Origin of the sequence: Salinicola aestuarinus (genome assembly GCF_003206645.1) — a bacterium.
Lineage (GTDB): Bacteria > Pseudomonadota > Gammaproteobacteria > Pseudomonadales > Halomonadaceae > Salinicola > Salinicola aestuarinus.
Genome location: NZ_PZJP01000008.1, coordinates 456,231 through 476,638, shown reverse-complemented (window position 1 = coordinate 476,638; position 20,408 = coordinate 456,231). Strand labels below are relative to the sequence as shown.

The 20,408-nt window shown below is 63.4% G+C and carries 19 protein-coding genes; 17 read left to right on the top strand and 2 right to left on the bottom strand.

The annotated features are described in order from the left end of the window. The first annotated feature begins 63 nt into the window (after positions 1–63). The 6 genes from msbA to murB all read left to right on the top strand — a co-directional run bounded on the left by msbA (position 64) and on the right by murB (position 5,555). Positions 64–1,803: a lipid A export permease/ATP-binding protein MsbA gene (msbA, locus tag DOM41_RS14150; RefSeq protein ID WP_110687487.1), complete on the top strand. Its 1,740-nt coding sequence runs from the start codon at positions 64–66 to the stop codon at positions 1,801–1,803. Continuing rightward, positions 1,800–2,810, top strand: coding sequence for a tetraacyldisaccharide 4'-kinase (gene lpxK, locus DOM41_RS14145; RefSeq protein ID WP_110687486.1), 1,011 nt, complete (start codon positions 1,800–1,802; stop codon positions 2,808–2,810). Before msbA ends, lpxK begins: the two co-directional genes overlap by 4 nt. Before the next feature lie 64 nt (positions 2,811–2,874). Continuing rightward, positions 2,875–3,075 carry a Trm112 family protein gene (locus DOM41_RS14140; protein WP_110687485.1) on the top strand — a complete coding sequence of 67 codons (201 nt, stop codon included), beginning with the start codon at positions 2,875–2,877 and terminating at the stop codon, positions 3,073–3,075. Further along, positions 3,072–3,830, top strand: a complete 759-nt coding sequence (kdsB, locus tag DOM41_RS14135; RefSeq protein WP_110687484.1) for a 3-deoxy-manno-octulosonate cytidylyltransferase — start codon at positions 3,072–3,074, stop codon at positions 3,828–3,830. Before DOM41_RS14140 ends, kdsB begins: the two co-directional genes overlap by 4 nt. Positions 3,831–3,907: 77 nt before the next feature. Next, a complete protein-coding gene (locus DOM41_RS14130; protein WP_110687483.1) occupies positions 3,908–4,408 on the top strand; it encodes a low molecular weight protein-tyrosine-phosphatase in 501 nt (166 codons plus the stop codon). Next, complete coding sequence (murB, locus tag DOM41_RS14125) at positions 4,401–5,555, top strand: UDP-N-acetylmuramate dehydrogenase (protein ID WP_110687482.1); 1,155 nt, start codon at positions 4,401–4,403, stop codon at positions 5,553–5,555. The genes DOM41_RS14130 and murB overlap by 8 nt, the downstream gene beginning before the upstream one ends. A 109-nt stretch (positions 5,556–5,664) precedes the next feature. Here murB and rne read toward each other — a convergent pair whose 3' ends face one another. Next, positions 5,665–9,552, bottom strand: a complete 3,888-nt coding sequence (gene rne / locus DOM41_RS14120; RefSeq protein WP_188112406.1) for a ribonuclease E — start codon at positions 9,550–9,552, stop codon at positions 5,665–5,667. Positions 9,553–10,367: 815 nt separating this feature from the next. Here rne and DOM41_RS14115 point away from each other — a divergent pair. The 3 genes from DOM41_RS14115 to sppA are packed head-to-tail and all read left to right on the top strand — an operon-like array spanning position 10,368 to position 13,123. Next, positions 10,368–11,312 (top strand): RluA family pseudouridine synthase, encoded by a 945-nt coding sequence (locus tag DOM41_RS14115; RefSeq protein WP_110687480.1) that lies wholly within the window; start codon positions 10,368–10,370, stop codon positions 11,310–11,312. Further along, positions 11,305–12,009 carry an HAD family hydrolase gene (locus tag DOM41_RS14110; RefSeq protein ID WP_280951229.1) on the top strand — a complete coding sequence of 235 codons (705 nt, stop codon included), beginning with the start codon at positions 11,305–11,307 and terminating at the stop codon, positions 12,007–12,009. The genes DOM41_RS14115 and DOM41_RS14110 overlap by 8 nt, the downstream gene beginning before the upstream one ends. Positions 12,010–12,046: 37 nt before the next feature. Then, entirely contained in the window at positions 12,047–13,123 is a 1,077-nt protein-coding gene (gene sppA, locus DOM41_RS14105; RefSeq protein WP_110687479.1) for a signal peptide peptidase SppA, read from the top strand. Between the two features lie 36 nt (positions 13,124–13,159). Here sppA and DOM41_RS14100 read toward each other — a convergent pair whose 3' ends face one another. Next, positions 13,160–13,741, bottom strand: a complete 582-nt coding sequence (locus DOM41_RS14100) for a Maf family protein (RefSeq protein WP_110687478.1) — start codon at positions 13,739–13,741, stop codon at positions 13,160–13,162. Positions 13,742–14,108: 367 nt separating this feature from the next. Between DOM41_RS14100 and DOM41_RS14095 the strand changes: the two genes are divergently transcribed. From DOM41_RS14095 to pabC, 8 genes are all read left to right on the top strand, one after another. Beyond that, positions 14,109–14,639 carry a YceD family protein gene (locus tag DOM41_RS14095; RefSeq protein WP_110687477.1) on the top strand — a complete coding sequence of 177 codons (531 nt, stop codon included), beginning with the start codon at positions 14,109–14,111 and terminating at the stop codon, positions 14,637–14,639. A gap of 28 nt (positions 14,640–14,667) precedes the next feature. Continuing rightward, complete coding sequence (rpmF, locus tag DOM41_RS14090; RefSeq protein WP_110687476.1) at positions 14,668–14,838, top strand: 50S ribosomal protein L32; 171 nt, start codon at positions 14,668–14,670, stop codon at positions 14,836–14,838. A 30-nt stretch (positions 14,839–14,868) separates the two neighbouring features. Next, complete coding sequence (plsX, locus tag DOM41_RS14085; protein ID WP_110687475.1) at positions 14,869–15,978, top strand: phosphate acyltransferase PlsX; 1,110 nt, start codon at positions 14,869–14,871, stop codon at positions 15,976–15,978. A 5-nt stretch (positions 15,979–15,983) separates the two neighbouring features. Beyond that, positions 15,984–16,946 (top strand): ACP S-malonyltransferase, encoded by a 963-nt coding sequence (gene fabD / locus DOM41_RS14080; protein ID WP_110687474.1) that lies wholly within the window; start codon positions 15,984–15,986, stop codon positions 16,944–16,946. Positions 16,947–16,953: 7 nt separating this feature from the next. Then, positions 16,954–17,697, top strand: coding sequence for a 3-oxoacyl-ACP reductase FabG (fabG, locus tag DOM41_RS14075; RefSeq protein ID WP_110687656.1), 744 nt, complete (start codon positions 16,954–16,956; stop codon positions 17,695–17,697). 96 nt (positions 17,698–17,793) lie between these two features. After that, on the top strand, positions 17,794–18,027 hold the full coding sequence (gene acpP / locus DOM41_RS14070) for an acyl carrier protein (protein WP_071233058.1): 234 nt from the start codon (positions 17,794–17,796) through the stop codon (positions 18,025–18,027). 306 nt (positions 18,028–18,333) lie between these two features. After that, a complete protein-coding gene (gene fabF / locus DOM41_RS14065) occupies positions 18,334–19,572 on the top strand; it encodes a beta-ketoacyl-ACP synthase II (RefSeq protein WP_110687473.1) in 1,239 nt (412 codons plus the stop codon). Between the two features lie 3 nt (positions 19,573–19,575). Continuing rightward, positions 19,576–20,370, top strand: coding sequence for an aminodeoxychorismate lyase (gene pabC / locus DOM41_RS14060; RefSeq protein ID WP_110687472.1), 795 nt, complete (start codon positions 19,576–19,578; stop codon positions 20,368–20,370). Positions 20,371–20,408: the final 38 nt, after the last annotated feature.

Genomic DNA, 20,408 nt, shown 5'->3' with positions numbered 1-20,408 from the left:
GGCGCCGGCGGGCGCCTCTCGGCTCTCGGCCGGGCTCTTTTTCCACGGTCGGACGGAGTTACCGTGTCACGATTTTCCAGCTGGGCTCTCTATCGTCAGCTTCTCGAATACGTCCGCACGGAGTGGCGCTCCTTCGCGCTGGCAGTGGTCGGCTATGCGATCTATGCCGCCTCGAGCACGGCCCTTGCGGAGATGATGAAACGGCTGATCGACGGCATACAGGAGCCGGACGCCGCGTTTCGCTACTTCCTGCCGCTGTTCGTGATTGGCATGTTCGCCGCCCGCGGGGTGGGAACCTTTCTCGGGACGTACTTCATGAGCAACGTCGCGCGCAACGTGGTGCATCGGCTGCGCTGCAACGTGTTCAATCATATGCTCCATCTGCCCGGGCGCTTTTTCGACATGCACTCGAGCGGGCATCTGATCTCGCGCGTGACCTATCACGTCGAGCAGGTGACCGGCGCGGCCACCAGCGCCATTACCGTGATTCTCAGGGAAGGCCTCTTCGTCATCGGCCTGATCGGTTATCTGCTGTGGACCAACTGGGTACTGACGCTGATTTTTCTGGCCGTTACCCCGCTGATCGGCCTGGTGGTGCGCTATACCAGCAAGCGATTCCGCAAGATTTCGCATCGTATCCAGAACTCGATGGGGGAGGTCACGCACGTCGCTTCGGAGGCGCTCAGCGGGTATCGCGTCGTGCGGACTCATGGGGCGGAAGAGTACGAGAAACGCCGGTTCGAAGCGGCCAGCAACTACAATCGCGAGCAGAGCATCAAGATAGCGATGACCAAGGCGACCAGCACTCCGGTCATCCAGCTACTGGTGGCGCTGGCGCTGGCGGGGCTGGTCTGGCTGGCGATGGCGCCCGAGCTGATGAACACCATGACGCCGGGTGAGTTCGTCGCCTTCATCACCGCGGCTTCGCTCCTGGCCAAACCGATCCGCTCGCTGACCGACGTCAATAGCATCGTTCAGAAAGGACTCTCCGCGTCCCAAGAACTCTTCGGACTGCTTGATCAGCCCAAGGAAGTGGACGAGGGCGAACGGAATCCCGACCGCCTGATCGGCAACGTGCGTTTCGAAGGGGTGGACTTTGCCTACGCCGAGGATCAGCCGGCAGCCGTCAAGCAGATCAACCTCGAGGTGCCCGCGGGCGAGATGGTCGCTATCGTCGGGCGCTCGGGCAGCGGCAAATCCACGTTAATGGGGCTGCTGCCACGCTTCTACCGGCCCACCGAGGGTCGCATCCTGATCGACGACGTCGATATTCAGGAGTATCAGCTCTCCCCGCTGCGACAGCAGATTGCGCTGGTCTCGCAGCAGGTGACGCTGTTCAACACTTCCATCGCCGACAACATCGCCTACGGCGCCCCGGAATCGAGCCGCGAGTCGGTCGTGGAGGCCGCCAAGGCCGCCTACGCCCATGAGTTCATCGACCGACTACCGCAGGGTTATGACACGCTGGTCGGCGATAATGGCGTGATGCTCTCCGGCGGGCAGCGTCAGCGCCTGGCGATCGCTCGGGCAATCTTCAAGGACGCCCCGATTCTGATACTCGACGAAGCGACCTCGGCGCTCGATACGGAATCCGAACGCTACATCCAGCGCGCCCTCGAGGTGGTCTGTCGCGATCGGACGACGTTCGTCATCGCCCATCGGCTATCGACCATCGAGCGTGCCGATAGGATCGTGGTGATGGAGCAGGGCGAGCTGATCGAGATGGGCAGTCACGCTGAACTGCTGGAAAAAGGCGGTGCCTACGCGTCACTTCATCAGCTTCAGTTCCAGGAGAAGGCGTGACCAGGCTCGAGCGTGCTTGGTATCGCAATGCCGGCTGGCTCTCGCTGCTGGCACCGCTCGAAACACTCTATCGATGGGGGGTGAAACGCCGCCGGGCGCAGTTCGAGAGCGGCCAGCGGAGGACATGGCGGACGCCGGTGCCAGTGGTCATTGTCGGCAATCTGACGGTAGGGGGAACCGGCAAATCGCCGCTGGTAGCGAGGCTGGTGCGCGATCTCTCTGCAGCGGGGTGGCGTCCCGGTATCGTCTCCCGGGGTTACGGGGGGCGGGGTGCCCGCTACCCGCTGCTGGTCACGTCTCAGACGCCTGTTGCCCAGAGCGGCGACGAGCCCCTGATGCTTGCCCAGCAGACCGGCGTTGCCGTCGCCGTGGATCCAGACCGCCCGCGAGCGGCCCAGTTACTTCTCGAGCAGCGTGGCTGCGACATCGTGATCTCCGATGACGGTCTTCAGCACTATGCGCTGGCGCGTAAACTGGAGCTCGTGGTGATCGACGGTAAGCGCGGTCTAGGGAATCGCCACTGCCTGCCCCGCGGACCGCTGAGGGAGCCGGTAAGCCGGCTGCAGGAAGTCGATGCCCTGATCGGAAATGGCGGGTTCGAGGCGATCGATGCGCAGGATGGTGCCGGCGTGCCGCGATTCGACATGCGGGTCGTGCCGCGTCAGTGGCGTCATCTCGCGAGTGGTCGTGTACTGCCGGTGTCATCGCCGCCGTTCGGTGAGCAGCGGGTCGAGGCGCTGGCGGGCATCGGCCATCCTCAGCGATTCTTCGATACGCTGACGGCACTGGGGGTGGTCCATCGCGCGCATGCCTTCAGTGACCACCACCGCTTCGTCCCCGACGATCTGCCCGTCGGCGAAGCGACGGTGGTGATGACTGCCAAAGATGGGGTCAAATGCCAATCCTGGGCAGACGAGCGCTGCTGGGTGCTGGATGTCGAGGCCGAACTCGACGACGCTTTCGATAGTTGGTGGCGAGAACGCGTCGGTGACGGCGCGGTCCCATAATGACGGAATGAGCACAGCTCGGGCATCCGCCCGAGGCACGACGATTTCACTGCGAGGAGTTCCAATGGATAAGGAAATGGTAGCCATGCTGGTCTGCCCGGTGAGCCAGAGCGAACTGGTCTACGATCGCGAGCGCCAGGAGCTCAAGAGCCGCGTCAGCGGGCTGGCTTATCCGATTCGCGACGGGATTCCGGTCATGCTGGAGAGCGAAGCGCGCACGATGACGACCGAGGAAAAACTCGGCAAGGCGGCACCCGCTCCATGAGCGATTTCGTCGTCGTCATTCCGGCCCGCTACGGCTCCACTCGGTTGCCGGGGAAGCCACTGCTGGAGATCGCCGGGCTACCGATGGTTCAGCACGTCTGGCAGCGCGCTCGCGAAAGCGCGGCGGCCCGCGTGATCATCGCCACCGATGACGCGCGGATCGAGCAGGCCGCTCGGGCATTCGGCGCCGAGGTGGTGATGACCCGCGCCGACCATCACTCCGGCACCGACCGTCTCGCCGAGGTCGCCGCGGTGCTCGGGCTGCCGACGCAGACGCTGGTCGTCAACGTGCAGGGCGACGAGCCGCTGCTGCCGGCCAGCGCGATCGATTGCGTTGCCGAGCGATTGGCGGCAGACGCCGGCGCATCTGTCGCCACGCTTGCCGAAGCGATCGAGGATGTCGACACACTCTTCAATCCAAATGTGGTCAAAGTGGTGGTCGACAACACCGGGCGCGCGCTCTACTTCAGCCGTGCCCCGATTCCATGGGATCGCAATGCCTGGAAGACGCAGCCGCCGGTGCGTATCGAGAGCGAGGGCTGGCTACGCCATATCGGTCTCTACGCCTATCGCGCGGGATTTCTGGCGGACTACGTCACCTGGTCGCCGGCGCCGATCGAGGCGCTCGAACAGCTTGAACAGCTGCGGGCGCTCTATCAGGGGCATCGTATCCAGGTCGCAACCGTGACCGAACCCTACCCCGGCGGCGTGGATACGCCTGAGGATCTCGAGCGTGTGCGCCAGGTCTTTTTATAGCGCAGGCATGCCGCAGCCCGACGCCACCATCGTCGCCGCTGGAGAGCGGGGGGCATTGAGAATGAGAGAGCCAAATCATGAGTGAAACGAGCGTGCCGCAGCGTATCCTTTTTGTCTGCCTCGGCAATATCTGCCGGTCGCCAACGGCCGAAGGGATGCTGCGCCAGCGTCTGGCGCAGCTCGGCCTCGAGGAGCGTGTCGAGGTGGACTCCTGCGGCACCGGTGCCTGGCACGTGGGCGACCCGCCGGATCCCCGAGCGATCGAGGCGGCCTCGGCACGGGGTATCGATATCTCCGGCCTACGCGGGCGGCAGCTTGCCAGCGAAGACTTCGCCACCTGTGATGAAATCCTGGTCATGGATGCCGCCAATCTCGCAGACGTCGCTGCGCGGAAACCGGCCAACGCTCGAGCCCAGGTGCTGCGCTTGATGGCGTACGCCGGCCAGCCCGATGCGGACGTCCCGGATCCCTATTTTGGCGGCGAGGCCGGGTTTCTCTATGCGCTCGATCAGATCGAGGCTGCGGTGGACGGCGTGGCGACAGCGTTGATGCGGCGTATGGCGGTTGACGATGCTTGAGGTCGCCAACGGGCTCGAGTTCGAGCGCGATCTTGCCGGTGACAACACGCTGCGCTTGCCGTGCACGGCATCTCGTTTCTGGCGAGCGCGAAGCGATGCGGACGTCATCGACGGACTGCGTCAGGCCAACGAACAGGAATGGCCGCTCACCGTGTTGGGTGGTGGCAGTAATCTGTTGTTGCCGCCGAGACTGCACGGTCTGGTGCTGGCACCGGACATTGAGGGGGTCAGCTTCACCCCTCAGCAGGGCGACCTTGTCGAGGTCGTTGCCGGTGCCGCCATGCGCTGGCACGCCTTGGTTATCGCCTGCGTTGAGCGAGGCCTATGGGGCATCGAGAATCTGGCGCTGATACCCGGCTGGGTCGGTGCCGCGCCGATTCAAAATATCGGTGCCTATGGGGTCGAGCTCGCCGACGTGCTGTCCTGGGTCGAGCTTGTCGACCGGCGCGACGCTCGCTGTTACCGCCTGACGCGGGACGAATGCCGTCTGGGCTACCGCGATAGCATCTTCAAGGGCGAGCTGGCTAACCAGGTCGTCATCACTCGCGTCTGCCTTGCGCTGTCGCGCCACCCAGCGCCGCGCCTCGACTACGGCGTGCTCAATGAGCGGGTCACTGCGCCGTTGACCCCAGGTGCGGTTGTCGATGCCGTCTGCGCGATCCGTCGCGAGAAGCTACCTGATCCGCGCGAGCTGCCCAATGCAGGCAGTTTCTTCAAAAACCCGGTCGTTTCCCGCGCCAAGGCCGAGAGGTTGGCCGCTGAGTCGCCCGCCATGCCGAGATACCCTCAGGCTGACGATCATGTGAAGCTGGCTGCGGGCTGGTTGATCGATCAGTGTGATCTAAAGGGCTGGCGTCAGGGCGCCTTTGGCGTTCATCACCAACAGGCGTTGGTGCTGGTGCATTTCGGCGGAGGGAGCCTCGACGAGCTTCTGGCCTTCGCGGCCGGCATCGTCGAGCGAGTCAGCACCCGTTTCGGCGTTGCCCTCGAGCGTGAGCCAAGGCTCATCGACGAACAGGCGTTGAGTCAGCATGGCGCAGTCGACCACCGTGCGGCGAAGCCTGAACCGAAGCCAGGTGAGAGTGGAGGGGGCGTGGCGAGCGGTGATGCCTTTAGCCTCCCGGGGTCGGCGCGCCCCGAACGCTGAGGGCGAAACGAGCCAGCGCCGTGAACTGTGCCGCTGCTCATGTCGGCATAAAAAAAGCCCAGACCGAGGTCTGGGCTTTTTCGTTAGCGGCGGCTTTGCCTTTAAGGCATCAGCTACCGTCACCGCTGCGCTCGCGGCGACGCTTCTCGCGCGGGTCATTGTGCGCGCGACGTCGCGGTGCCGGCCGTTCTTCCGGCTTGGTGCGATCCTCAGCGGCCGTGCCGGCGTTCTCGCTCGCCGCCGGCGCTTTGGCGGTCGTGGACTCGATCGCTTCGGCTGTCGGCGCCACCTTGTCACTCGGCTCGGCCGCTGACACGGGTGACTCGGCAGTGGAGATTTCGCCACTCGCCGGTGACGTCGGTTCGGCCAGCGGGTCACCGTTCGATGACGTGTCAGCGGTCACCGGCGTGACGTCGCTCTCAGCCGTCGTCGGCTCACTCGACGGGGTCGCGCTGTCTGCCGCGCTGGAAGGCGTCGGCGTTGCAACCTTGTCGGATGCGGCGGCGTCTGCAGCCTTGTCGGATGCGGCGGCGTCTGCAGCCTTGTCGGATGCGGCGGCGTCTGCAGCCTTGGGCGCTGAGGCGTCGGCCGCGGATGGCGTTACCGCAGCGCGGTTCTCGCTCGACTCGGACTTGGCGTGGCCTTGCTCCGACGGGGCGTCGGCAGCGCTAGGCGTATCAGCCACGGTTTCCACCGCCTCAGGCTTGGACGCTGCAGCCGTCACGTCATGCTGAGTCGTCTTGCCGTCCTGACTTGCGTCTTCCACCGACGGTTTATCCGTCGCCTGCGATTGGCGCTCGCTGGCTGTCTCGCTGCCATCGGTCGCATTCGGCTTGCCGGCTTTCTCGGCTACCGGCGCTGACTGCGCAGGGCCAGTGCTAGACTGACTCGGCGTGCCATGGGTCGAGGACGCTTCTTCAGCCGCATCTGTCGATGCCGGCTCAGCCTTCGGCTCGTCGGTCGCGGCGATCGGCGACGGTACCGCTGCCGCCTTGTCCGCGTCGATGTTCGCCGTGTCGACGGCTGCGGCCGATTGCGTCGGCGAATCGCCTTCGCTTGCGGCGACCTCCGGCTGCGTTTCGGCCTGACCGGCGTCCGCCGGGGAGGCGTTACGCACCTCGTCGCGGGGCGTGCTGCTCACTTCCTGCTCGGTGCGGGTCGACGCTTGAGCAGTGTCGGCCGTTGCAGTCGATCGCGTCGGCTTAGCGCTTCGCTTGGGCTTGGGTTTCGGGCCGTTCTCGGCCGGTGCCGTCTTGTCGGCGGTCGAGTCGACGTCAGTCGAAGATGTCGCTTCTGGCGCGTTCGCCGTCGGGTCCTGAGCCGCTTCCGAGACGGGGGATTCCGCTGCCTGGGCGTGGCTGGCATCCGCGGTCTCTGGGGTCGATGGCACGTTCTGCGACGGCTCTTCGGTGGACGCGCTCGCTTCCGGAGCCTGCGCCGCTTCTGCCTCGAGCCGCTGCTGCTGCTCGACCGCAGCCGGGTTCAGCGCGTGCTGGCGCGACCGCTTGCGCGGATTGTTGCGGGTGCGCTTCGGCGTCGTGTCCACGGCGCTCGGTGCGACGGCGGCGTCTTCGCTGGTGACCTCGGAACTGGCTTTGGCCTGGGGCTTGCGATCCCCTTTATGACTGTCGCCCTTGTTGCCATCGCCTTTGTTGCTTTCGCCCTTAGTGGTGCCGCCCTTGGTGGCATCACCTTTGCTACCGGCGCTGGGTTTGTCGGACTTGGGGCCACGCGAGTCTTGACGGTTATCGCTCTTCGGCGAGGCGTTGCTTTCCGAGCGCTTTCCACCGCCCTGACGGTCGTCCGAATCCTGTCGGCTATCGCCTTTCTGGCGCCCACCGCCTTGACGGCCGTCTCCGCTGTTACGGTTCTCGCCGCCTTGGCGATTATCCTGCGAGCGCCGGCGGCGATTGCCGTTTTGGCGGCCGCCACCGTCGTTCTGGCGGTCACCGTTTTCACTTTGACGACCATTCTCGCTCTGGCGGTTGTCGTTCTCGCCCTGACGATTGCTGCCATTGCTCTGACGGTTGCCGCTGTTGCCCTGGCGGGCGCTGTTGTTGCCACGCCGCGGGTTGCCGTCGCCGCGATTCTGGCGCGATGCGCCGTCACCGCCCTGATGGCCGTTCACCGATGCCTCGCTCTCGCGCTGGGCGCTGGTGTTGCGCTCCTTGGAAGCCGGCTCGGCCGATGGCGTCGGCTCTTCTTCGGGCCGGCGGCGGCCGAACAAGCCGCGGAAGAGCTGAATCAGCCCACCATTGGCGCCATTCGTCTGCGCTTGCGAAGGCGTCTGGGTCTCGGTTGCCTGCTGGGTCGGCTGGCTCGGCGCCTTGGCGGGTGCCTCCGGCGCGCTCTCGAGGGCCTCGGCTTCCTTGCGCAGTGAATCCGGTGCCGGTGCCGTGTGCGCGACGCTCTGGACCGCCGCCTGCGTCCGCTGGATCGGCTTGGCGAGGGTCGTTTCCGGCTCCTTGAAGGCTTCGCTCTCGAGGGAAAGCTCGTAGCTCGACTTCTGTTCCTCACCGTCTTCGGAGACATGGTCGTCGCGGAAGCGCTGAACGTCGTAGTGCGGCGTATCGAGCTCGGGATTCGGCAGCAGCACGACGCGCACATCCTGTCGCCGCTCAACCTCGGAGAGCACGTTGCGCTTTTCGTTGAGCAGGTAGGTCGCCACCGGTACCGGCAAGATGGCGCGAATCTGCGCACTGCGCTCTTTCATCGCCTCTTCTTCGATCAGTCGCAGAATGGAGAGTGCCATCGATCGAACGTCACGGATGGTGCCCTGTCCGTCGCAGCGCGGGCAGACCACGCCGCTGGTTTCGCCGAGCGATGGGCGCAGGCGCTGGCGCGACATTTCCATCAGGCCGAAACGGGAGATACGGCCGATCTGCACGCGCGCGCGGTCGAGCTTGAGCGCATCGCGCACACGGTTTTCGACCTCGCGCTGGTTGCGCGCTGGAGACATGTCGATGAAATCGATCACCACCAGGCCGCCGATGTCCCGCAGGCGAAGCTGGCGCGCGATCTCGTCGGCGGCTTCGACGTTGGTCTGCAGCGCAGTCTCTTCGATGTCGGCACCGCGGGTGGCGCGCGCGGAGTTGATGTCGATGGAGACCAGGGCCTCGGTATGGTCGATGACTACCGAGCCGCCGGAAGGGAGTTTGACCTCGCGCTGATAGGCGGTTTCGATCTGCGATTCGATTTGAAAACGCGAAAACAGCGGGACATCGTCGGTGTAGAGCTTGATCTTCTGCTGATACGACGGCATCACCTGGCGAATGAACGCGAGCGCTTCTTCGTGGACGCTCTCGCTGTCGATCAGTACCTCACCGATGTCCTGGCGCAGGTAGTCGCGCATCGCGCGAATGATGACGTTGGATTCGCGATAGATCAGGAAAGGGGCAGGGCGCTTGACCGCTTCGGTGGTGATCGCTTCCCACACCTGGACGAGGTAGTCCAGATCCCACTGCAGCTCTTCCGACGAGCGGCCGATGCCGGCGGTCCGGACGATGACGCCCATCTTGTCCGGGAGCGTCAGCTGGTTCATCGCGTCTTTGAGCTGGGTACGTTCTTCACCCTCGATGCGTCGCGAAATGCCGCCGGCACGGGGGTTGTTGGGCATCAGGACCAGAAAGCGCCCGGCCAGGCTGATAAAGGTCGTCAGCGCCGCGCCTTTATTGCCGCGCTCTTCCTTGTCGACCTGAACGATGACCTCCTGGCCCTCCTTCAGCACTTCCTTGATGTTGGGGCGACCCGAGGGCTCTTTGGAGAAGTACTCGCGGGAGATCTCCTTGAGCGGGAGAAACCCGTGGCGGTCAGCACCAAAATCGACAAAAGCCGCCTCGAGACTGGGCTCGAGCCGGGTGATTCGGCCGCGGTAAATATTGGCTTTTTTCTGCTCTCGGGCGCCGGACTCGATGTCCAGGTCGTAGAGGCGTTGTCCATCGACGAGTGCAACGCGCAGCTCTTCCGGCTGGGTCGCGTTGATGAGCATTCTTTTCATAGGGTCTCGCTAATTGAGCGTGCCGGTGGAAGGCAAGCCGCAATCGGCGACGACGAACCGCAAGCGGTCGTGCTGTGCTCGTGCACGTTAGTGAAGCGACCCGGCAGGAGGAGTCAGTGCGATGTGCGCCCAGATTCGGTCGGGCGTCGAGGATCACAAGGGCTCGCGTGGGGACGCGATAAGGATGTCCGGGAACCGCGGATCGACTGGCTGAGCCTGCGATGCGGTTCTAATCGACGTGCGTCGAGCCCGTTGGCACACCCGCCCATCACGGTTACATCTTTACTGTCACGACCTGCTTGTCGAGTGCTGCACGAACATGAGTGAGAACGAAACGGTGGCGAAACATGTTGCGGTGCGCGATCGAGCGCATCCGGTTTCGCTGGCTGCCGTCTATGTCACTTGGCATTGTTCGGTTCGGCGACGCCTTCCACCGGTACTTGTGGGTTTCCCTGATCAGCCCCCTCGGCCCATGCCGTCGAGTCGCGGGAGATCGGGGTTGGCGTTCCAAACGTGCTTTGATCCTTTCAACGCGGCCACTTTGGGCGGCGCTGAACGATCGAGACATTTTTTCGCTCCGGCCGGCATATCCAAGCGCCGGCGCATGAATGGACTTAAAGCCCATCGAGCGAGGTCGCAATATAACAGTAATGCTATTGGAGCAGCAATTGAGCCGGCGCGGCCCGATAGGGGCGCTCGGGCGGGGAGATCAAGCCGGCGTTGCCCGAGGCGGTAACGGCACGGAGTGTCCCTGGGTTAGAATGGCGCCGGCGGCGCTGTGGCGTCGCATCGAGGTGTCGTCAAGGGAGTCGTGCATGGCCGAAGGCCAGGAAGTTCAATTTATCGAGGTCAGCGAGTCCCAGCAGGGCCAGCGGATCGACAATTTTCTGCGTACCCGGCTCAAGGGGGCACCCAAGACGCTGATCTACCGCATCGTTCGCAAGGGTGAAGTGCGGGTCAATAAAAAACGCATCAAGGCGGACTACCGGGTTCAGGCCGGTGATGTGGTTCGCGTGCCGCCCCTGCGTCTCACACCCGAGAGTGCAGTCAAGGAGGCAAGCGAAAGTCTGCGTAATCTTCTCGCCGGGAGTGTGCTTGTCGAGGGGCCGGACTGGCTGGTGATCAATAAGCCGTCGGGTCTCGCGGTCCACGGTGGTAGCGGCGTGAAGATCGGGCTGATCGAGGCGCTTCGCCAGGTTCGTGAGGATCTCGATTTTCTCGAGCTGGTCCATCGGCTCGATCGCGACACTTCTGGGTGTCTGCTGCTGGCGAAAAATCGTGAGTCGCTGCTGTCGTTGAACAATGCCATGCGGGAGCGGCGTATGGAGAAAGGGTATCTGGCTCTGGTCGAGGGACGCTGGCCTGCCAGGCGCGACTACGTCAGTGCGCGTCTCGAGCGCTACGAGGCAGGTAACGGTGAGCGTCGCGTTCGGGTGGATGACAAAGGCAAGGTGTCGCGCACCCGGTTCGGGGTGCGGGAGACCTTCCCGAAGGTGACGCTGGTGGAGGCCGAGCCGGTGACGGGCAGAACGCACCAGATTCGCGTTCATGCGGCGCATGCTGGACATACGCTCCTGGGGGATGACAAATACGGCAGCCCCGAGAGCTTTCGCCTGGCGCGCTCGCTGGGTCTCGATCGGCTGTTTCTGCATGCCGCAACGCTGGCGTTTCCCGATCCCAAGAGCGGCCGCACCGTGCAGGCGCGTGCCGCACTGGAGCCGGGCTTAGAAAAGGTGCTGGAGCGTGCGCGTCGTGGCTGACGCGGAACCTGACAGCGCTGGCCCCGTCTGGACAGGCTGTCGCTATCGTCTGTTGGTGTTCGACTGGGACGGTACGCTGATGGACTCCGCGCCGCGCATCGTCGCCTGCATGCAGCGAGCCGCCAGGGCGTTCGGGTGGGCTGTGCCATCCGCTGAGGCGATTCGCGACATCATCGGCCTGGGCTTGCCTGAAGCGATCGAGAGGCTCTATCCCGGCACCGGTGACCGCGATAGGGAAGCGCTGCAGCAGGCTTACGGCGAAGCGTTTCGCGCCGCCGATCAGTCGCCGGCACCGTTTTTCGACCACGTTGCCGAGGGGCTGGAGCGGCTTCACGGTGTGGGTGGATGTCACATGGTGGTGGCGACCGGGAAGAGTCGTCGAGGGCTGGATCGCACTTTTGCCCATACCGAGGCGTCACGCTGGTTTGTCGACAGCCGTACGGCGGACCTGACTCGTTCGAAGCCGCACCCGCTGATGCTCGAAGAGTTGCTCGATGCCTGGGGAGTGGCTGTCGCCGACGCCGTGATGGTGGGCGACACCGAATACGATCTGGAGATGGCGCGGGCCATCGGGATGGATCGCATCGCGGTGACCTACGGTGTCCATGATCGCCACCGGCTTGAGCGAAGCGAGCCGATTCTCGTCGCTGACGATTTTCGGGCCGTTGTCGACTGGCTGCTGGGCGCCGATCGTTGAGACTCACGCTGCGGTAAGAAACCCAGGAGAGTAATGCATGAGCGACGAACGCAAGGATGATGCCTGGACCCAGGGCCCTGAAGTGGACCGGGCGGCGACGAAAGCGCAACGCGAACCCGCCCGCGATGATGTCGAACAGGGGGGAGATTCGGCGACGCCTGCAGACGTCCAGCTCGCTCAGGTTCGGCTGATGGATCGCTGGATTGGCGGCGTGCTCGCCGAGCAGCGCCGGTCGCGGCGCTGGAAGATCTTCTTTCGGCTGCTGTTTGCCTCGCTCCTGTTGGCCGGACTGGCGTTGACCGTCTACGCCATGTTTCTTGCGCAGGGGGCCGGTGTCACGGACAGTCAGCGCCACCTGGGTATCGTCGATGTGGATGGGCCGATCGATGCGGGAGGGCCTGCCAGCGCCGAGCGCATCATCGAGGGGTTGCATCGTGCCTGGGACGACGACGCAGCCGAGGCGGTCGTGCTGCGCATCAATAGCCCGGGCGGTAGCCCGGTGCAGTCCCAGCGGGTCTATGAAGAGATCCGTTATCTACAGACACAGGGTGATAAGCCCATTCTTGCCGTGATTGAGGATATCGGCGCCAGTGGCGCCTACTATATGGCGTCGGCGGCCGATCGCATCTATGCGTCGCCCTCGAGTCTGGTGGGGTCGATCGGCGTCATCAGTGCAAGTTTTGGTCTCGAGGAGGCGATCGACAAGCTGGGTGTCGAGCGGCGCGTTTTTACCGCGGGCGAGAACAAGGCCTTTCTGGATCCGTTTTCGGAGATTGCGCCGGATCAACGGGCCTTCTGGCAGTCGGTGCTGAACGCCACGCATCAACAGTTCATCGAGGCGGTCAAGACCGGTCGCGGTGATAGTCTCAGCGACGACCCGCGACTTTTTTCCGGTTTGGTCTGGACCGGCGAACAGGCCGTCGATCTAGGTCTGGTCGATGAGACGGCCAACCTCGAGCAGCTCTCTCGTCAGCGCCTCGGAGAGATCAGTCTCGAGGAGTACACGCCCGCCCTTGATCCCTGGGCGATTTTTTCCGATCGACTCACCAGCGCTGCCGCTCATTGGTTGGGACTGCAGGCGTCGCCCTCACCGCTGCGCTACCAGCTACCCTGAAGCCGAGGCGATGGGCGACGGGAAATGGGCGATGGCTTAAGCCAGCGGGTCCAGTCCCGCGTCGCGAAGCAGGTCGCAGAGCTGCATGAGGGGGAGTCCGATCAAGGTGTTGGGGTCGCGCCCTTCGAAGCGCTCGAACAAGGCGATGCCCAGTCCCTCCATGCGAAAGCTGCCCGAGCTGTCATACGGCTCATCCCGGGCGACGTAGCGCTCGATCTCATGATCGCTCAGGGTGCGAAAGATGACATCGTAGGTTTCGTGCACCACGCGGTGGCGGCCCGCTGCGGTATCAAGCAGTGCGAGCCCGGTCATGAATGTTACTCGGTGGCCCGAGAACCGCTTGAGGTTGGCGCAGGCGGTGGCAAAGTTGCCGGGTTTGCCCAGAACGTCACCCTCGAACAGCGCCAGCTGGTCGGATCCGATAATCAGATGTTCAGGGTAATTCTCGGCAACGGCCTGCGCTTTGGAGAGCGCGAGGCGGTGCGCCAGCGTGACCGCGTCTTCGTCCGGGCGACGGGTTTCGTCGATCTCGGGGGCGGTCCAGGTGTAGTCGAGTTCGAGTCGGTCGAGAAGCGCTCGGCGGTAGCGCGAGCTGGAGGCGAGTACCAAGCGGGGCATGTGATGTCCTGATGCGTTGTCAGTCGTCAGTAGGGGCAGAGTCGAACTGCTCGATAAGATTTCTGCCGTGTCGGAAAGGCGTATTGTGTCATCACGGCAGACAATTATGAGTCTTGATGGCGACAGAGAGTTCTTGCACGGGCTCATGAAAGTCGTCACCCAGGACAATACCGCGTCGATCAAGACTGACCGATGGGCGAGGGGGATTTGTTATAGTGATGCATCCCGCCACGAACCGGGGAATCGAGCACGTCCAATGAGTGGGCCATCAACGATTCAGGGCGCCAGCTTCGGCGTTTGTGAAGACAATGAATGCGCCGCCGGCAACTTTGACACGAGAGTGGGTAATCCCTATTATGGCGCGCCTATGTTGACCAGACGACTTCCTTCAGCCGTTGAGCCGTATCGGCTCGCGGCGAATCATGAACGCCTCGAGGGCCTGGTGGCTCTTCACGAGCTTAAGCGACTGGCCGACGAGGTTGGGGAGCAGCAGGGAGATGCAATCGTCACGCTACAGTTCTCGCTGGACGCGCAGCGCCGGCATCTGATCGATGGAGAGCTGGAAGCGAATCTCAGCATTCCGTGTCGTCGATGCCTTGAGCCGATGAGTGTCGCGGTCGCGAGCGAGTTTCAGCTCGCCATCGTCAGTAGCGATGCCTCGGCGGCAGAAGTGCCTAGCGAGTACGAGCCGGTTCTGGTTCGCGATGAACAGCTGGACCTGCTGGGGGCGATCGAGGACGAGTTGATCCTCAGCCTCCCCCAGGTGGTCTATCACGACGAGGCGGAGTGTGCAGTCTCGCGTGAGCAACTGAGTAGCGGAGAGCTCCCGGAAGAAGAGAGCTCCTCGCGCACCGACAATCCCTTCGATGCGCTTAAGTCGCTCAAGGGTAAACTTTAACTAACCGACCGACGTTGGAGTCATCACCATGGCCGTTCAACAGAACCGTAAATCCCGCTCCAAGCGTGGCATGCGCCGCGCTCACGACGCGCTGAACACTCCGGCCCTTTCCAAGGATCCGGAAACCGGCACCACGCATCGTCGTCACCACGTGGCGCCGGACGGCTACTATCGTGGCCGCAAGGTCGTCGACGTATAAGCGTCTTCGAACGACTTTGGCGCGACGATAATGCGCATCGCCATTGATGCCATGGGCGGGGACTTCGGTCCCCGTTCGACCGTTGGGGGTTTGCTTCTGGCCCTCGAGCGTCATGTCAGTCTGGAGCCGACGGTTTTCGGTCCCCGGCTTGAGCTGCAATCCTTGTTGGACAGTCTAAATGCCGACGACAGGCTCGTGCGGAGGGTTCAGCTCGTCGATTCGCCTCGCGTGATTCTGCAGTCGACGCCCCCCATGGAGGCGTTGGAGAACCCGGCATCGACCAGCATGTTGTCGATGCTCGAATCGGTACGGGACGGGCGGGTAGCGGCCGGCGTCAGCTGCGGCAACACCGGCGCGCTGATGGCGTTGGCGCGACGTGAACTTGGCAGCGTGCCGGGCGTTTCGAGACCTGCCATCAGTACGGCGGTGCCAACGCGTGATGGCGGGCGCTGTTATCTGCTCGATCTCGGCGCCAGCGTCGATGTGCATGCGCGTCACCTGGTCGACTTCGCCTATATGGGAGCGCTCATGGCGAGTGCGGTCGATGGCATCGAACGCCCCAAGGTCGCACTGCTCAATATTGGTGTCGAAGCCGGGAAAGGCGTCGCACGTGTACGTGAGGCGGACGCCGACCTGCGTGCCCGCGATGACTGCACGTTTGAGTACGTGGGGTACTGCGAGGGCGATACGATCTTCTCCGGTGATGCTGATGTCGTGGTCTGCGACGGCTTCGTCGGCAATGCCGTGCTCAAAGCGAGCGAGGGTGTGGCCAAGATGCTGCTGAAGCGTCTGCAGAGTACTTTCGAGGCTCACTGGCGCACACGTCTGTTGAGTGTGTTGGCGCGTCCTGCACTCAAGCGACTCAAGAGCCAGCTCGATCCGGTGCGATATAACGGCGCAAGCCTTCTCGGTCTCAACCATATTGTGGTGAAGAGTCACGGCAATGCCGGTGAGCGATCATTTGCGTTCGCCATCGAGCGTGCCATGCGAGAGGTCGAGGTCGGCCTGCCCGACCATTTGAGGCATGCCTGGGCGATCTCCGGCAAGACGTCTGCTGTCTCGTCGGTCGACGCTGTCGGCCGAGTGGATAGCGGGTTTCGTGACGCCGCGAAAGCCGACGATTCATCACTTCAAGGGTGAGCGCGATGACGCAATCACTGGCATTGATTTTTCCCGGTCAGGGATCGCAGCAAGTGGGAATGCTGCGCGAGCTGGCCGAACGATACAGCGTGGTTCGCACCACGTTCGACGAAGCTTCCGAAGCGCTTGGCTATGATCTCTGGCACGTCGTGCAGGAAGGTCCCGATGAGGCCCTCAACGCGACGGCCTGCACGCAGCCTGCCTTGCTGACCTCCAGCGTCGCCATCTGGCGCGTCTGGCAGGAGCTCGAGGGGCCGCGACCCCACATGATGGCTGGGCACAGCCTCGGGGAATACAGCGCCATGGTCTGCAGCGGAGCGTTGAGCTTCGCCGAAGGTGTGCGTCTCGTTCGCCTGCGTGGCGAAGCGATGCAGGCTGCGGTGCCTCAGGGTGTGGGTGCCATGGCGGCTGTGCTCGGGCTCGACGATGCTGCGGTCGAGGCAGCTTGCCGTGACGCTGCCGAGAACGGCGTCGTGGCGGCGGTGAACTACAATTCGCCGGGTCAGGTAGTGATTGCCGGGCATCAGGCTGCCGTCGATCGTGCGATCGTGCTGTGCCAGGAGGCCGGTGCCAAGCGCGCCATGCCGCTGCCGGTCTCCGTGCCGTCGCACTGCGAGCTCATGCGGCCTGCCGCCGAGCAATTGGAGTCGGCGATGGAGTCTGTGGAGTTTCGACTGCCGCGCTATTCGGTCTACCAGAACGTCAACGCCGAAGTGCCCCAGAGCGTCGCGGCGCTGCGCCAGGGTCTCGTCGAGCAGCTTTATCGTCCGGTTCGCTGGACCGATTGTGTCAACGCCATGGCCGCCGACGGCGCCGGCGTGTTCGTCGAGTGCGGCCCCGGCAAGGTGCTCACCGGGTTGAACAAGCGCATTCAGCGTCAGGCCAAGGGGCTGGCGGTGAACGATCCCGATACGCTGACCGCGGCGCTCGAGCTCTCGCGGGAAGCGCTGGATGTACAGGAACCTTGAGGAGACGATCATGACCGAACCCAGAGTCGCACTGGTAACCGGGGCTAGCCGCGGAATCGGCCGCGCCGTCGCGCGTGAGCTCGGTCGGCAGGGCCGTATCGTGGTGGCTACCGCGACCAGTGAAGGCGGCGCCCAGGCGATCGATGACGATCTCAAGGCCCATGACATCCAGGGAATGGGGCTTGCACTCGATGTGACTGATGCGGCAAGCGTGGATGCGGTATTCAAGCGAATCACCGAAGCTTTTGGCGCTCCGACCATTGTCGTGAATAATGCCGGCATCACGCGGGACAACCTTCTTATGCGTATGAAAGAGGAGGAGTGGGATGCGGTTCTCGACACCAATTTGAAGTCGGTCTATCGCGTTTCCAAGGCGAGCCTCAAGGGAATGACCCGTGCACGCTACGGCCGTATCGTCAATGTCAGTTCGGTCGTTGCGATGATGGGCAATCTGGGGCAGGCGAACTACGCTGCTGCCAAGGCGGGGCTCGAGGGGTTTACTCGGGCGCTGGCCCGGGAAGTGGCATCGAGGGCGATTACCGTCAACGCCGTCGCGCCTGGCTTCATCGATACCGACATGACGCAGTCGCTGCCCGAGGCGCAGCGTGAAGCGCTGCTGGGCCAGATTCCTCTCGCGCGGCTCGGTCAGCCCGAAGAGATCGCTGCGACAATCGGCTTTCTCACCAGCGATTCAGCGGGCTACATTACCGGTGAAACGCTTCAGGTGAATGGCGGTATGAACATGCGGTAAATCCCCAACTGACGCAGGTTGCGTCGTTTGGGGGTGGTCTATAAACTACCCGCAGCTTTTTAGCTGGCGGATTCGTACACTAGGAGTAACGACATAATGAGCACCATCGAAGAGCGCGTTAAGAAGGTTGTTGCCGAACGCCTGAACGTCAAGGAAGAAGACATCCAGAACTCTTCCTCCTTCACTGAAGACCTCGGCGCGGATTCGCTGGATACCGTCGAACTGGTGATGGCGCTCGAAGAGGAATTCGATACCGAAATTCCCGACGAAGAAGCAGAGAAGATCACGACCGTTCAGGAAGCGATCGACTACATCGTCGCGCATCAGTAAGCGTTTTCACCTGCCAGGCTGAATCATTCGGCCTAAGGGTGGACCAGCTGGCTGGTCGATGTGCAGAAAGCCGCTCTTATCGAGAGCGGCTTTCTGCGTTTTTGAGTGGGTGAAATGTGGCGATGACGGCTGATCGTCGCGCGTGAATCAAACCCCCGGAGAGGGGCCCCGTGGCGCGCCGGATCGGGTATAATTCGCACCAATCGAGCGGCGAGCCTTCCCTGAAATTCGCCGCGACAAACAAGTGCCCTAGTATCAGGGAAGACGATCGATTGAACAGGACCGTCAGGGAGCTCGGAGGATTCGATGCCGCGTAGAAGAGTAGTCGTGACTGGGATGGGGTTGGTAACCCCCGTCGGGAACACGGTCGAGGAGAGTTGGAGCAGCCTGCTAGCCGGCAAGAGCGGTATTGGGCCGATTGAGCACTTCGACACGGCCGAGTTCAACACGCGCTTCGGCGGCGCGGTGAAAGACTTCGACATCGGCGAGTATCTCAATCCCAAGGATGCTCGCAAGATGGATCTCTTCATTCAATACGGTGTTGCCGCCGCCACCCAGGCGATGCGCAACTCAGGTATCGAGTGTACCGAGGAGAACGCCCACCGGATCGGCGTCGCTATTGGCTCCGGTATCGGGGGGCTACCGATGATCGAGCGCAACCACGACTCCCTCAACAAGGGCGGTCCGCGACGCATTTCGCCGTTTTTCGTTCCGGGGTCCATCATCAACATGATTTCGGGCAGTCTCGCGATTCAGTACGGATTCAAGGGCCCGAACATCGCCATCACGACCGCCTGCACGACGGGAACACACAACATCGGTTACAGCGCGAGAACCATCGCCTACGGTGATGCCGATGTCATGTTCTGCGGCGGGGCGGAGATGGCCACTACGCCGCTCGGTCTCGGCGGATTTTCCGCCGCACGAGCACTCTCCACGCGCAATGATGACCCTCAGGCGGCAAGTCGCCCCTGGGATCGCGACCGTGACGGTTTCGTGCTCTCCGATGGCGCGGGTGTGATGGTGCTCGAGGAGTATGAGCACGCCAAGCAGCGTGGTGCGACGATCTACGCCGAACTGACCGGTTTCGGCATGAGCGACGACGCCTTCCACATGACCTCACCGCCCGAAGATGGTCAGGGCGCTGCGGCAGCGATGGACAACGCGGTTCGCGACGCCGGCATTGACCCGGCGAGCATCCAGTACATCAACGCCCACGGCACCTCGACCTCGGCAGGCGATATCGCCGAGAGCCGAGCGATCGAGCGGGTGATGGGTGAAGCCGCGCGTCAGGTCGCCGTGAGTTCGACCAAGTCGATGATCGGCCATTTGCTGGGCGCAGCCGGTGCGGTCGAGGCGATCTTCTGCGTCCTGGCCATTCGCGATCAGGTGGCGCCGCCCACGGTCAATCTCGACAATCCGAGCGACGGCTGCACACTCGACTATGTGCCGCACACCGCGCGCCAGATGCCGATTCACACCGCGCTTTCCAATTCGTTTGGGTTCGGCGGTACCAACGGTTCGCTGATCTTTTCGCGGGTTTGACCCATGCGTGACGCGACGCTGGCCCTCAACGATCGCGGACTCGCCTACGGTGACGGGGTGTTCGAGACGATCCTGGTCCGGGACGGCCGCCCCCAGTTGTGGGCTGAGCACTACGCAAGGCTGGTCGATGGCTGTCGCCGATTGGGCATTACACCGCCGGCCATCGAGGCCCTCGAGCCACTTTTCGGTGAGTGCGGCGACGGTCTCGTCGTTGCCAAGGTCGTGGTCACGCGTGGCGCCGGCGGGCGGGGGTATCGTCCGCCCGCAGCGGCCCAGATGCAGTGGCGCTGGAGTGCGACACCTTTCTCACCCTCGCGCGAACGTGCCGAGAACGGCGTTAGCGTGCGTCTCTGCCGGCTGCAGCTGGGCATCCAGCCGGCCCTCGCCGGGCTCAAGCACATGGCGCGTCTCGAGAACGTGATGGCCCGCCGCGAATGGCAGGACGACGCGATTGCCGAGGGCGTGCTCTGCGACAGCGACGGCAATCTGGTGGAAGCCACGGCGATGAATCTGATCTGGCGTCGTGAAGGCCGTCTGGAGACGCCGATGCTCGATCGCTGCGGCGTGGAAGGCACGCTGCTTGTTGCGCTTGAGGCGCGGCTACCGATACGCCGTGTTCGCGTTGAGCCGGATGTGCTGCGGCACGCCGAAGCCGCATGGCTGCTCAATAGCGTTCAGGGAGCCTGGCCGATCCGTACGTTGCTCGATGCAAAGGGCGGCCACCTGCGTCACTGGACGCTGCCGTCTGAAGACGATGTGCGCCAGCTCGCGGCCTCGCTGCTTGGCCATCCCATCTAATTCCCTTTTCTGATACTCAAGCCCGATAAGGACGCGAC